The organism is Noviherbaspirillum sp. (genome assembly GCF_035254685.1).
GTDB lineage: Bacteria > Pseudomonadota > Gammaproteobacteria > Burkholderiales > Burkholderiaceae_D > Noviherbaspirillum.
The window spans coordinates 1-12,852 of sequence record NZ_DATFAI010000052.1 but is presented as its reverse complement, the minus strand read 5'-3'; the positions used below and the strand labels follow the sequence as shown (position 1 = coordinate 12,852).

9 protein-coding genes are annotated in these 12,852 nt (G+C 61.4%); 2 read left to right on the top strand and 7 right to left on the bottom strand.

Annotation, left to right across the window (positions count from 1 at the left end; translation table 11 throughout):
- Nucleotides 1-125: 125 nt before the first annotated feature.
- Both VJ698_RS22320 and VJ698_RS22315 read left to right on the top strand, forming a co-directional pair.
- A complete protein-coding gene (locus VJ698_RS22320) occupies nt 126-902 on the top strand; it encodes a hypothetical protein (protein WP_324105022.1) in 777 nt (258 codons plus the stop codon).
- Between the two features lie 67 nt (nt 903-969).
- Nucleotides 970-1,725, top strand: coding sequence for a hypothetical protein (locus VJ698_RS22315; protein WP_324105021.1), 756 nt, complete (start codon nt 970-972; stop codon nt 1,723-1,725).
- 55 nt (nt 1,726-1,780) lie between these two features.
- On the opposite strand, the gene VJ698_RS22310 is transcribed toward VJ698_RS22315, so the two are convergent.
- From VJ698_RS22310 to VJ698_RS22280, 7 genes are all read right to left on the bottom strand, one after another.
- Nucleotides 1,781-2,743, bottom strand: coding sequence for a LysR family transcriptional regulator (locus VJ698_RS22310; protein WP_324105020.1), 963 nt, complete (start codon nt 2,741-2,743; stop codon nt 1,781-1,783).
- Nucleotides 2,744-3,085: 342 nt separating this feature from the next.
- The gene (locus tag VJ698_RS22305) at nt 3,086-6,064 is read right to left on the bottom strand and encodes an EAL domain-containing protein (RefSeq protein WP_324105019.1); all 2,979 of its coding nucleotides are present in this window, start codon (nt 6,062-6,064) and stop codon (nt 3,086-3,088) included.
- A gap of 3 nt (nt 6,065-6,067) precedes the next feature.
- The gene (locus VJ698_RS22300; protein WP_324105018.1) at nt 6,068-7,771 is read right to left on the bottom strand and encodes a methyl-accepting chemotaxis protein; all 1,704 of its coding nucleotides are present in this window, start codon (nt 7,769-7,771) and stop codon (nt 6,068-6,070) included.
- A gap of 149 nt (nt 7,772-7,920) precedes the next feature.
- Nucleotides 7,921-8,424 carry a chemotaxis protein CheW gene (locus tag VJ698_RS22295; protein WP_324105017.1) on the bottom strand — a complete coding sequence of 168 codons (504 nt, stop codon included), beginning with the start codon at nt 8,422-8,424 and terminating at the stop codon, nt 7,921-7,923.
- A gap of 425 nt (nt 8,425-8,849) precedes the next feature.
- Entirely contained in the window at nt 8,850-9,923 is a 1,074-nt protein-coding gene (locus VJ698_RS22290) for a chemotaxis response regulator protein-glutamate methylesterase (protein ID WP_324105016.1), read from the bottom strand.
- Complete coding sequence (locus tag VJ698_RS22285; RefSeq protein WP_324105015.1) at nt 9,924-10,331, bottom strand: response regulator; 408 nt, start codon at nt 10,329-10,331, stop codon at nt 9,924-9,926.
- The coding region (locus VJ698_RS22280; RefSeq protein ID WP_324105014.1) for a hybrid sensor histidine kinase/response regulator at nt 10,321-12,852 on the bottom strand (2,532 nt) is incomplete at its 5' end. The genes VJ698_RS22280 and VJ698_RS22285, both read right to left, overlap by 11 nt.

Below are 12,852 nucleotides of genomic sequence, written 5' to 3'. Positions count from 1 at the left end.
CCTGCGATTGCCACTTTCAGTTGCATTCACTTACAGCTGATACAACTTGGGTGGCTCTCGATCCGGTGCATAAACCGTAAGATGTCCTTGCATCAACTGTTTGACAACTGTCATTGGAGAAAAGAATGAAACGTACCAAGTCCATGCAACACACTGCTGTACTGAGCGCACTCTTTGCCGCTCTGCTGTCCACCGGCGCAGCGTTTGCGCAAACGGCAACGACAACCGATACGGCTTCGACGACCACAACGGCATCCACCACGCCGACCACAAGCACGACGACGGGTACAACCACGACTGCAACGACTGACACGACGTCCACCACGACTGCAACGGCCGGCGATACAACGACAAGCACGACCACGACCACGCCGACCACCACACCGACCACTACCGCAACGACCGACACCGGCACGACGACAACCACGACGGCTGGCACGACGACTGGAACCACAACGACCGGAACAACCACCGGCACCACGACAGCTGGCACGACGACCGGAACTACCACCGGCACCACCACGACGACTGCCGGCACGACCACTGGCACAACGACCGGCACGACCACCAGCACGGTTGCCAGGAAAGGTGCCACCGTCTACAAGCGTGGTGCGACGCTGCCCGACGGCGTGACCGCGAAGAAGCATGGCGCCACTGTCGTGCTGCCGCAGCAAGCCCAGGCAGGCAAGGCCAGGGCAGCGGAGAACAAGGCCGGAGCCGAAGAGCACCACGACGCGGCTTTGGCGCTGAAAGTGGAAAGGCCGGCAAAGGTCGAGAAGGTGGAGAAAGTCGAGAAAGTAGAGAAACTCGAAAAGATCGCCAAGGTGGAAAAAATTGAAAGGCCGGTAAAGATTGAACGGGTCGAGCGCCCTGAAAAAGTTGAGCGCACGCGCCGCAACTAATTAACGTTTCTCGCCGGGCAACATGTGTTGCCCGGTTTTTTTATTGGCTAGACTGATTGTTGAAAGAATGAAAAAACTGAGTATTGCGGCCGCTGCCGCACTGTTGTCGCAAGCCGCGTTCGCGGACGGCAGTTTCACCGCGAAGACCGGATTCGATTACAGCACCGGCAACTACGGCACGAACACGCGCACCGAGATTTCGTCGATCCCTCTCATCGGCAATTACGAAACCGGGAACTGGAATTTCAAGGTGACCGTGCCTTACGTGCGCATCACCGGTTCGGACAGCGTCATTGCCGGCGTCGGTGCGGTGCGCCCGACCACAACGAAAGTGCGGACGGCATCCGGCCTGGGCGATGTCACCACGGCCGCGACCTACTCGTTCATGCTTGATCCCGCCTTGCAGGCCGGCGTCGACGTCACCGGCAAGATCAAGTGGGGAACCGCCGACAGCGCCAAGGGACTCGGCACCGGCGAAAGCGATTACTGGCTGATGGTTGATCCGTACAGGAAGTTTGGCAACACCACCTGGTTCGGCGGCGTGGGTTACGGCGTGCTGGGAAGCTCCAGCACGTTGCAGCTCAAGAACGTGGTCAGTGCCAATGCGGGCCTCTCCTACAAGCTGGATGACAAAGGCAGCGCAGGCGCGGTCTTCGATTATCGGAGCAAGTCGACCGATGCCGGATTCGATCAGCGCGAGCTCACCGCTTTCTATTCGCGCAAGCTGGGCGGCGGCTACAAGATGCAGGCCTACGCGACCAAGGGATTTTCAGACGGCAGCCCGGACTGGGGCGCTGGCCTGAACGTTGGCTATAACTACTGACCGTTCGTTTGCACGTCGCGCCGGGGGCAAGCACCGGCGCTGCATCTCACGCCCTTCACGCCGCGTTTTTCTCCACCGGGTTGGCGCTTTCCTCCACCGAGGAGATCATCTGCTCGCGCAGCCATTTATGCGCGGGGCTTTGCGAATCACGTTCATGCCAGAGCATGTCCACGTTGATGTCCGGCAGTTCGAATGGGAGCTTCTTCCAGATCAGCACTTCGGCCATGCCTGTGGCGGCGATCAGGTGTATCGGCAGCACGGTGAGGAGATCGGAATTGGCGATGACTTTGCCCGCGGTGAAATACTGGTTGACGGTCAGAAGGACAGTACGCTCCCGTTCCAGGTTGGCAAGGGCATCATCGACCAGTCCGTGCGCACGACCCGAGAAGCTGACATGCAGGTGATGCGCGGCACAATAGGCGTCGAGCGTGAGTTCCTTGGCTGCCAGTGGATGGTCCTTGCGCATCACGCAGACATATTTGCCGCTGTACAGGCGCTGGTGCCGGATCTTGGATGTGATCGTGCCCTGCCCCGATGCCAACTGTCCCAGCACACCCGGAAAATACCCGATCGCGAGGTCGATCTCGCTGCGGATCAGCATGGGGCGCGGCTCGCGCGTCGTGAGGGGCACCATCTGCACCCGGATGCCGGGCGCTTCGCGCTCGATGGACCGCACGAGCGGCGGCAGGAACAGCACGGCAGTGGAATCCGCCATGGCGAGCCTGAACGTGATCTGTACCTGTGACAGGTCGAACAGGTCAGGCGCGATGGCGCTCTGCAGGGTCGAAAGGGCCTGCCGGATCGGCGGCCACAAGGTTTCCGCACGGGGCGTTGCGCGCACGCCATGGGCGGTTCGCACCAGCAATTCATCATCCAGCGCGTCGCGCAGGCGCTTGAGCGCATTCGATACTGCCGGCTGGGTCATTGCCAGGGAATTGGCCGCACGCGTGAGGTTCTGCTCAGTCATGACGGCATCAAAGACTCGCAGCAGATTCAGGTCAAGGTTCTGGAAGCTCATGGTTGATTGAATGTCTGATTGGAAAAGGACGGTGCGGATGCGAAAGGTATTCCGACCTCGCTTCTTCCGGATCGATCCCCCTTCCGGATCGATTCCCGTTTGGCAGGAAAACTGCCGGCCCAGTCTTGCAGCATACCAGCGATCACATCAGGCTTGTATCCGCCTGGCACATAGCCGCATTCGTGCGATACATCATAAACAAAAAACAAGGGAAGCATGCGGCGACCCGATCGGACCGCCTGCCAGGCTGCTCGGTGACAAGGAGTGAAATGAGAGGAGCCCGTGACGGGCGAGTGGTACGGCGCGAACCAGCACAGCGGCGAAAACCGGATGCTGCTTGCCTTAGCGGCTATTGCCAATCTTTACCGTTGGAGCTTCTTCAATCGCGCCGCGCAACGCCTGATTGGCCCGCAACAGGTCTTCGATCTGCGCCGCCGGGACCGGCCGGCTGAAGTAATAGCCCTGGATCTGGTCGCAATGATGCTTGCGCAGGAAAGCGAGTTGCTCTTCGGTCTCCACGCCTTCGGCAACCACGCGCAGGTTCATGCTGTGCGCCAGCAGAATGACCGCCCTGGCAATGGGGGCGTCGTCGTCCGCGCTGGCGATGTCGCGGATGAACGAGCGGTCGATCTTCAGGGTGTGGATCGGAAAGCGATGCAGATAACTGAGGCTCGAATAGCCGGTGCCGAAGTCGTCGATCGACAGGCTGATGCCCATGTCGTTTAGGCGCGCGAGCGTCTGCGCACCCACCTCGGCGTTCTTCATGATGACGCTTTCGGTAATCTCCAGTTCCAGTGCATCCGCCGAGCAGCCGGTGTCCTGCAGGACCTGCGATACCAGCCTGACGATATCCTGCCGAACGAACTGGCGCGCCGACAGGTTGACGGCAGTGCGGATCGCAGGCAGGCCGGCGCGTTGCCACTCCCTGCTCTGCGCGCAGGCGGTGCGCAGCACCCACTCTCCGATCGGCACGATGAGGCCGGTCTCTTCGGCCACCGGGATGAAATGATTGGGCGGGACCATGGGGCCGTCCTGCGGCTGCCAGCGCACCAGCGCCTCCACGCCGACGATCCTTCCGGTCGCGATATCCACTTGCGGCTGGTAATGCAGCACGAATTCATCCTGGTCAAGCGCCCGGCGCAGCCGCGCATCCAGTTGCAGCCGTTCCAGTACGCGGGCATTCATCTCGTGGGCATAGAACTGGAAATTGTTTCCGCCACGCTCTTTCGCCTGGTACATCGCCATGTCGGCGCTTCGCAGCAGGCCTGGGCCCTCATTGCCATCCTTCGGATACAAGCTGATGCCAATACTGCCACTCGGATAAAGTTCCTGGCCCTTGACCACGAGCGGCTCCGTCAGTGACAGCAGCGCCTGCTGCGCGAGGCGTGCCACGTCTTCCTCCTGTCCGATGTCGGCGAGGATCACCACGAACTCATCGCCGCCGAGGCGCGCCACGGTGTCGCCATTGCGTGTGTTGCGGCTGAGGCGGCGGCCGATCTCGACGATGACCTGGTCGCCGACATCGTGGCCAAGGCTGTCATTGATGTTCTTGAAGCGGTCGAGGTCGATCAGCATCACCGCCACATACCGTTGCGCGCGCTGCGCATAGACGATCGCCTGAGACAGGCGGTCCTGCAGCAAGGCACGGTTCGGCAGGTCAGTGAGCGCATCGTGGCAGGCCGAATAGCGCAGCTCCAGCTCCATGCGCTTGCGCAGGGAAATGTCCTCCACCGCCACAATGAAATAAGGCGCCACGCCGACCGCATCGGACACGAGCGACACCGAGACCGCCACCCACACATAGCTGCCGCCCTTGCGCCGGTAGCGCTTCTGTGTCGAGTAGTCGCGCAGCTCGCCAGAAAGACTGCGGCGGATCAGTTCCCGCGTCGCTTCCAAGTCGTCGTAATGCGTGAGCTCGAACACGGTCATGCCCAGCAGTTCATTTTCCGAATAGCCGGTGATCTGCAGTAGCTTCTGGTTTGCCCGCAGCCAGCGCCCTTCCACCGTCGCGTGGGCGAGGCCGACCGCGGCCTGGTTGAAGGTGGCAATGAAACGCTCTTCGCTCGCGCGCAACGCGGCCTGCGCCTGCAGCCGCTCCGTAAGATCCTTGATCAGTGCCACCATGACAAGCCGGCCGCCGGAGCGCAATGCCCGCATGTGTATTTCAACCTGCAAGTGCGTGCCGTCCTTGTGCCGGAGCTGCGACCGCGTCACCGCCTGCTGGGTGGCACTGTAGGCGATGCCATCGTAATAGGCCTCCAGCTGCGCCTGGCTGAGGCCCACGCGCGTCTGGTACGGCCCAAGCTGCAGCATCTCCTCGCGGGTGTAGCCCAGTATCTTGCAGGCAGTTTCGTTCACGTCGACGATGCGCATGCTGGCGCGGTCCACGACATAGATGGCATCGGTGGAGTGCTCCATGCCGAGCCGGAAGCGCTTCCACTCCTCTTCCGCACAGACACGCTGCGTGACATCCTGCGCCACAAGCAACCACAACGTCTCGCCTTCCAGCAAGGTTTTGGAGATATGGAATTCGATATGGCGCGATCCCACTAGTGAGGGCATCATCAGCACCAGCGCGAGCCCGCCAAACGGCTGCGTCATGCATTCCAGCAGCTGGTTGCTGCGAATGACCGTGTGCAGTGGCAGGCCCAGGGCGTTCTTCTCGGTTCCAATGCTGCACAATTCGCACATTGCCTGGTTGATCGAGCGTACGCGTTGCGCCGCATCGACCACCATCACGCCGGAAGGCATGGCGGCGATCACCTGCTCGGCAAAATTCTTGTGCTGCAGGATCGCCTGGCGGTCGATTTCGAAATAGGTTTCGAGCGCCAGCCCGATGTCCAGGAAAACGATCTTCAGCAAGGCATCGAAAGTGGGCAGGAACCGTTGCGGATCGCCGTCCAGCAGGGACCAAAGCGTGGGCGCCATGGCAGACAGGTATTTGCGGTAGGCGCCGATATACCATTTTGCATCGAGCCCGATGCGTCGGTGCACCACGCCCACGCGCACGCGGTCTTGCAGGTAGGCCTGTTCGTACGCGCCAGCGGTAAGCTGGCTGAAATAGCGGTCGTGCGCCCGCCGCAGGCGCTCCACGGCATCCGGGTCCGACAGTAGCGCGTTCAGCGGAGGAAACGCCAGCAGGTAATGGAAAAACTTTTCCGCCACGGCATGCCGCATCTCCGACAGCGGCTTGTCGATGCCGCGCAGCAGCGCGACATCTTCCTCGTCGAATTCCAGGAAAGCCTTGCGCTGAACGAGCTCGTCCTGCGTCAGGCCGATCCTGTCAGCGATGCTGCGCGCTGTGTCGTCGAGGTTCTTCATGGGTTAGAACTGTTCCCATTCGTCGTTGGTGCCCGTCCGCAGGGGCAGGGGGCGCGATCGCGCTGCCACCATGTCGCGCGCTCCGCGGTCGACCGCTCCCGGCGCTGCTTGAGCACTTCCGGGTGCAGGCCTGTTTGCCAGCGCGATGACCGATGCCCGCGCACCCGCAAGCCTGAAGACGCTGACCGCATGCGCAAGCCTGCCGGCCTGGTCCTGCATCGCCTCCGATGCCGCCGCGGCTTCTTCCACCAGGGAGGCATTTTGCTGCGTTGCCTGGTCCATTTGCGTAATAGCCTGGTTGATCTGTTCGATGCCGGAGGTCTGTTCCTGGCTGGCCGCCATGATCTCGCCCATGATGTCGGTGACGCGCTGGATGCTGTCGACAATCTGGCGCATGGTGTCGCCGGCCTGGTCGACCAGTTTTGCGCCAGCATCAACGTTCTCCACCGAGTCGCCGATCAGTGCCTTGATTTCCCGGGCGGCGGCGGCGGAGCGCTGTGCGAGGTTGCGCACTTCGGCGGCGACGACAGCGAAGCCGCGGCCCTGCTCGCCGGCACGGGCGGCTTCTACGGCAGCGTTCAGCGCAAGGATGTTGGTCTGGAAGGCGATGCCGTCGATCACACCGATGATATCCACGATCTTACGCGAGGAGGTGTTGATCGAACCCATCGTATCGACCACCTGCGCCACCACCTCGCCGCCCTTGCGCGCCACTTCGGATGCGGAAATCGCCAGCTGGTTGGCCTGGCGCGCGTTGTCCGCGTTCTGCCGCACTGTCGACGTCAGCTCCTCCATCGAGGAAGCTGTTTCCTCCAGCGAGCCGGCCTGCTGTTCCGTGCGCGCCGACAGATCCTGGTTGCCCGTCGCGATCTGGGTGGACGCGGTGGCAATCGCATCCGTGCCGGTGCGCACTTCGCTCACCACCTTGGCGAGGCTGGCGTTCATGTCTTTCAGCGCCTGCATCAGACGCCCGGTTTCATCGGTGGTTTTTACTTCGATCTCGCTCGTCAGGTCGCCGGACGCCACGGTCTGCGCGACCTGCACCGCTGCGTGCAGCGGGCGCGTGATGCTGCGTGCGACCCATCCCGCGAAGCCAATCGCCGCCAGGATCGCGACGGCGGCCAGGCCGAGCATCATCATGGCGCCTTCGTGATATTTCGCGGTCGCATCGGCGCCGCCTTTTTCCATCAGCTTGCCGCCCAGGTCGACCAGGCCCTTTATCTGCACCAGATACGCGTCCTGCGCTGGCGTGACGACGTTCAGCAGGTAAAGACCTGCATCAGTACGCTTGTCCTCATTCAGCAATTTGAGGAATTCGCCGCGTACGGCAAGGTATTTTGTGCGAGCGGCCTGCAAGGCGCCCAGGATCTCTCTTCCCTTCTTGGTCAACAGCAGTTTATCGAGCTGGTCGACATTGAAGGCAATGTCTTTCCTGATGGCTTCGCTCTTTTCCAGTTCAACCTTGATCTCTTCCGGCCTGTCGATGATCATCAGGTTGCGCAGGCTCGCTGCCTGCAAGCTCACACCCTCCAGTACCTTGTTGGCGATCATCACCCGCGGATAATAATTCGCGGCAATCAGGTTGGCGCTGTCGTCGAGCGCACTCAGGCGCGCAATTCCCAATCCCGTAATCCCGATCAGCAGCAGAATGACCATGCCGAAACCGGCCATTAGCCGCGTTCCGACTTTCAGATTTGCGAAAGACATGTTGTAAAGCCTCTTTGAACTGGACGTATTGATTGAATTATTCTGGTCTCCTCACGGCGCAGCACCTCATGGCACGCGTTGCCGGGCGTGATAAGGCGCAGCGCACGGAAAATGACGACGGACCGGACCTATACGCGGCATCATGCGACTCACGCTGCCAGCCTCTCGACCAGACCCGTGTCCGTGCCCGACATCAGCTGTTCGATATCGATCAGGATCAGCATGCGCTCCGCCAGCGTTCCGATACCGATCATGTAACCGGTATCCAGCGCCGAGCCGACTTCCGGCACGGGCTTGACCTGGCTGGGCTCCAGCGTGATCACGTCCGACACGTTGTCCACCACCATGCCGATCACCCGGCCCGCCACATTGGCGATGATCACCACCGTGACCGCGTTGTATTCCACCTGTCCAAGATTGAACTTGATGCGCAGGTCCACGATCGGCACGATCGCGCCACGCAGGTTGATCACGCCCTTCAACCAGTCCGGAGCATTGGCAATATGCGTCACGGCTTCGCAGCCCCGCAGTTCCTGCACCGTCTGGATGTTGATGCCGTATTCTTCGCCGCCCAGGTTGAAGGCGAGGAATTCGAGTGTGGACAGCAATGCTGCCTGGCGCGTCGGAAAATTCAACGTTGAATTCGTCTGCATATCGGTCTTTCGCTACGGTTCATTCTCGTGCTTCTGTCGGCCATCGCCGCAGCGCAGTGGCGTCTTCTTGCCGGCGACGTGCGTGCATCCGCAAGCACATCAGATCCGGTTGCGAATGCTTCCTGAAGAAAGATCAGAGCCTGTTCAACAACCCGACAAACAGGCTGGGCGAGCCGATCGAAGAGCTTTGTCCAGCGCACCTGCCTCGAGGGCTATTTAAAAATGTGCTTCGACGGCCTCGGAGGACGGCACTGCCTCTATCGATCCCCAGGGGCAGGCGACTTCATCCCAATGATCAAAGATACTCAAGCAAATTCAAACTTTCCATCAAGAAACTATTATGTTTTTGTAGCGGCTTCGAATACAGATGCTGTAGGTGATTCACTACAGACAAACTCCATGCGGGGCTCATCCATACTGGTGAATCACAGCGTCAGCTCCTGCATGATTTCCCTGCCGATGCCGGCGAGCGGCACGGTCTTCGCCACCCCGCCGCGCTTGATCGCTTCCTTGGGCATGCCGAACACGACGCAACTCGCTTCATCCTGCGCCAACGTACGGGCGCCGACATTGCGCATCTCCAGCAGGCCCGCGGCACCATCGTCGCCCATCCCGGTCATGATCACGCCCAGCGCGTTGGGGCCGGCGCACTTGGCAACGGAGCGGAACAGCACATCTACGGAAGGCCGGTGGCGGTTGACCAGCGGGCCATCGACGACCTCGACGAAATACTGGGCGCCCTGGCGACGCAAGAGCATGTGCTTGCCGCCCGGCGCGATCAGCGCTTGCCCCTGGATGACGCGGTCGTTATTGCGTGCCTCCCTGACCTCGATCTGGCAGATGCTGTCGAGGCGCGCGGCAAACGCCTCGGTGAATTTTTCAGGCATGTGCTGCACGACCACGATGCCCGGCGAGACGCGCGGCAAGCCCGCCAGCACTGCCTCCAGCGCCTGGGTCCCGCCGGTCGAGGTGCCGATCGCCACCACGCGTTGTGTGGTGCGCGTCATCGCGTCGCTGCCAGGCGGGGGAAGAATCACGCTGGCCGAGTGTTTTTCAACGATGACGGGCGGCGCGTGGCTCGACACAATCCGCCTGACGTTCGAACGGGCGGCGGCACGCACCGCGTTCACCAGGTCGTCGGCGTTGTCCTTCAAATACTGCTTCAAGCCAAGCTTCGGCTTGGTGATGACCGCCACCGCGCCGGCGGCCATGGCTTCGATCGTCGTTTGCGCGCCCTTCTCGGTCAGCGTCGAACAGATCACGACCGGCGTCGGGCGCTCGCCCATGATCTTCTTCAGGAAGGTGATGCCGTCCATGCGCGGCATCTCGATGTCCAGCACGATGACATCCGGCCACTCGGTCTTCATGCGCGTCATGGCAAGCAGCGGATCGGCCACCGCGCCAATCACCTCGACGTCGCGCTCGCCCTCCAGCAGTCCTGTGACGACCTGGCGCACCACGGCGGAATCGTCCACCAGCATGACCTTGATACGCTTCATCTACGTGCTCTTGCGCTTGTGGAGCGCGGCCATGATCTTGTCGTACAGATCTTTCGCGGAAAACGGTTTGACCACATAGGCATCGACGCCGAACTCCATGAAGGCGCGAATGATGTCTTCATTGTCCGCATTGCCCGAGATCATGATGAACGGGACGCGGCGGTAATTCGCGCGGGCCCGCATCCACTTGACCAGGCTGTTGCCGTCGCCGCCCGCCATCTTCCAGTCGCAGACCACGGCATCGAAGTGCTGGTCATTCAATCTGGCGATAGCCTCTTCCAGGCCGGATGCCTGTTCGACATGCACGAACGGGTTGACCCTCTCGATGCCGGAACTCATCAGGAAACGATGTACTTGTACATCGTCCACCACGAGAATGCGCAGGTCCCTGGAATAATCAATGTTCATTAGCGGCTTCATCCATCAGTTGAAAAGAAAAAATGCCTGCCGCGACGTCCCGTAATACCGGCGACAGGCGCGCGGCCTCGTCCGCAAGGTGCTCACATGCCGCCGAAAAATCCTGCGGCGACGGCGCTTTCGCCTGCGTTTCCAGCGCCACGCAAGCGGCATGCGCGGCATAGGCCGCAATGCAGCCGAGGCTGCTCTTGAGACGGTGCGCCATGTCCTTCAGGCCCTGCGCGTCCTGGCCGGACGCAAGATGCCGTATCGCGGGCAGGTCGGTATCGATCTGTTCGAGTACCAGCCTTGCCAGCATCTGCAAGTGCACGGCATCGCCGTCAACGGTGGCCAGTGCTTCATCGAGGTCGAACACCGGCGGCGTACGCGGCGCATCGGATGCTGACAGCACTTCCACCGCAGCGGTGCTTTGTACGCCACGCATTAATTCATCGATCTTGTCGAGCAGAGTGCGGCCCCGGATCGGCTTGGCAAGGTAATCGTTCATGCCGGCCTCCATGACGATGTCGCGATAGCCCGTCATCGCATGCGCCGTCAGGGCAATGATCGGCGTGTCGATGCGCAGCGCACGGATGCGCCTGACCGCCTCGAGGCCATCCATGACCGGCATCTGCACGTCCATCAGGATGAGGTCGAAGCGCACCGATTCCAGCAACTCAACCGCCTCCTTGCCGTTTTCCAGGGCAGTGACGCGATGTCCTGCCTTCTGCAGGACGGTGAGCGCGAACTTGCGGTTTACCTCGTTGTCTTCCACGAGCAGAATCTCCAGCGATGCATTCACCGGCACCGGCGCCCGTCGCAGTGCTTGCACGCCGGAAGGTGCGCCGCGCTGGGCATCTTCGTCCGCAAGGCCAAGCCACACTTCGAAGGAGAATGTACTTCCCTCGCCCGGCGTGCTTTGCACCTCGATCTGGCCGTCCATAAGGCCGACCAGCATGCGGCTGATCGCCAGGCCGAGGCCAGTCCCTCCGAACTGCCGGCTGGTCGATGCATCGGACTGCGTAAACGGCTCGAAAATCAGCTCGCTCTGCGCAGCATCGATGCCGATGCCGGTATCCCTGACGGCAAAGGCTGTCAGGATCCGGCCGCCCTCGCGCTTGCGCGGAACCACCTCCAGCGTCACGCCGCCGGTCTCCGTAAACTTGAGCGCATTGCCCGCGAGGTTGAGCAGGACCTGCGAGAGACGCAGCGGATCGCCCAGCAGCGATTCCGGCATGTCGGGATCGATGCACACGTCAAGCCACAATCCCTTCTGCTGTGCGCGCACCATGAGCGGCGCGGCCATCGTATGCAGGGTCTTGCGAAGATCGAAGGCGACCGATTCGAGCGTGAGCTTTCGGGCCTCGATCTTCGAGAAATCGAGGATATTGTTGATGATCCCCAGCAGCCCTTCCGCCGATGAATGCGCATAGGAAAGGTACTGGCGCTGTTCCGCGGTCAGGGTCGTGTCAAGCGCCAGTTCGATCATGCCCATGATGCCGTTCATCGGCGTGCGGATCTCATGGCTCATGTTGGCGAGGAATTCGGATTTGGCGCGCGTCGCCTCCGTCGCCTTGTCACGCGCCTCGATCAGGTCGCGCTCGACGCGCTTGCGTTCAGTGATGTCCGCCGTGGTCAGGATGACGCTGGAAAGGGTCTGCTCATGGCCGGGCGTAACGAAGCGCTTGACCATGATTTGCCGCATCGCGCCGTCCAGTCGAACAAGTTCGCTTTCGTGCTCGAACACAAGCTGTCCGTTGAAGACCTTCACCAGCTGCTGCGCGAAGTCGCGCATTGCCGATTCGCTCAGATAAGCGTCGAGCGTGCGAGGCAATTGCTCCATGTTGCCCGCGCCGACCAGCGCAAGCGTCGCATCGTTCGCGTTGACAACCCGGGCCAAGGCAGCGAGGCGCCTGATCTCACCCGGCTTTTCATCCAGCCATGCCTCCAGATGCTCGACGCCATTCTCCCGCAACGCAGCCAGCGCCTGCTTGATCTTCGACCAGTCCATTTCCCAGATCGGCACCGGTGCATGCCGATACAGGGTGCTGAAGCGTTCCTCGCTTTGCTTCAACGCCAGCTCGGTGCGGCGCCGCTGCTCGATCTCGTCATGCAGGCGGCGGTTCAATGCCATCACTTCGAAGGTGCGCGCGCAGACGCTGTCGTAGAAATCACCCAGCATGTCGATGAGCACGTCGTGCAGGGGATCGCCGCCGCCATCCGCCTGCCCATCCGCACCACCCGAGCGCAATGCCATCATCTGCCTGATCAACCGCGCATCTACCCCGGCGATATGCCACTTCACCAGGAAGCCCAGCAGATGGTCGACCACATCGACAAGTTGCGTTGCCACAAAGGCATCCGCCATGTTGATCAGTTCCGTGAAACTGCGGTACGCCTTGGCATGCGCTTCCTTGTACGCGCGGTTGACGGGCCAGTCGCGGATCAGTTCCGACTCGGACTCGAAGTGGTGCAATGCATAGCGCCGCAAGTCGTCGAAAGCATTCCTCAGCTCGCCGTCTTCCGCGCCGCT

Excerpts from the sequence above, each read along its gene's own strand:
- VJ698_RS22310 (WP_324105020.1), bottom strand. The coding sequence starts at position 2,743 with ATGAGCTTCCAGAACCTTGACCTGAATCTGCTGCGAGTCTTTGATGCC.
- VJ698_RS22320 (WP_324105022.1), top strand. The coding sequence starts at position 126 with ATGAAACGTACCAAGTCCATGCAACACACTGCTGTACTGAGCGCACTC.
- VJ698_RS22315 (WP_324105021.1), top strand. The coding sequence starts at position 970 with ATGAAAAAACTGAGTATTGCGGCCGCTGCCGCACTGTTGTCGCAAGCC.
- VJ698_RS22300 (WP_324105018.1), bottom strand. The coding sequence starts at position 7,771 with ATGTCTTTCGCAAATCTGAAAGTCGGAACGCGGCTAATGGCCGGTTTC.
- VJ698_RS22285 (WP_324105015.1), bottom strand. The coding sequence starts at position 10,331 with ATGAACATTGATTATTCCAGGGACCTGCGCATTCTCGTGGTGGACGAT.
- VJ698_RS22290 (WP_324105016.1), bottom strand. The coding sequence starts at position 9,923 with ATGAAGCGTATCAAGGTCATGCTGGTGGACGATTCCGCCGTGGTGCGC.
- VJ698_RS22305 (WP_324105019.1), bottom strand. The coding sequence starts at position 6,064 with ATGAAGAACCTCGACGACACAGCGCGCAGCATCGCTGACAGGATCGGC.
- VJ698_RS22295 (WP_324105017.1), bottom strand. The coding sequence starts at position 8,424 with ATGCAGACGAATTCAACGTTGAATTTTCCGACGCGCCAGGCAGCATTG.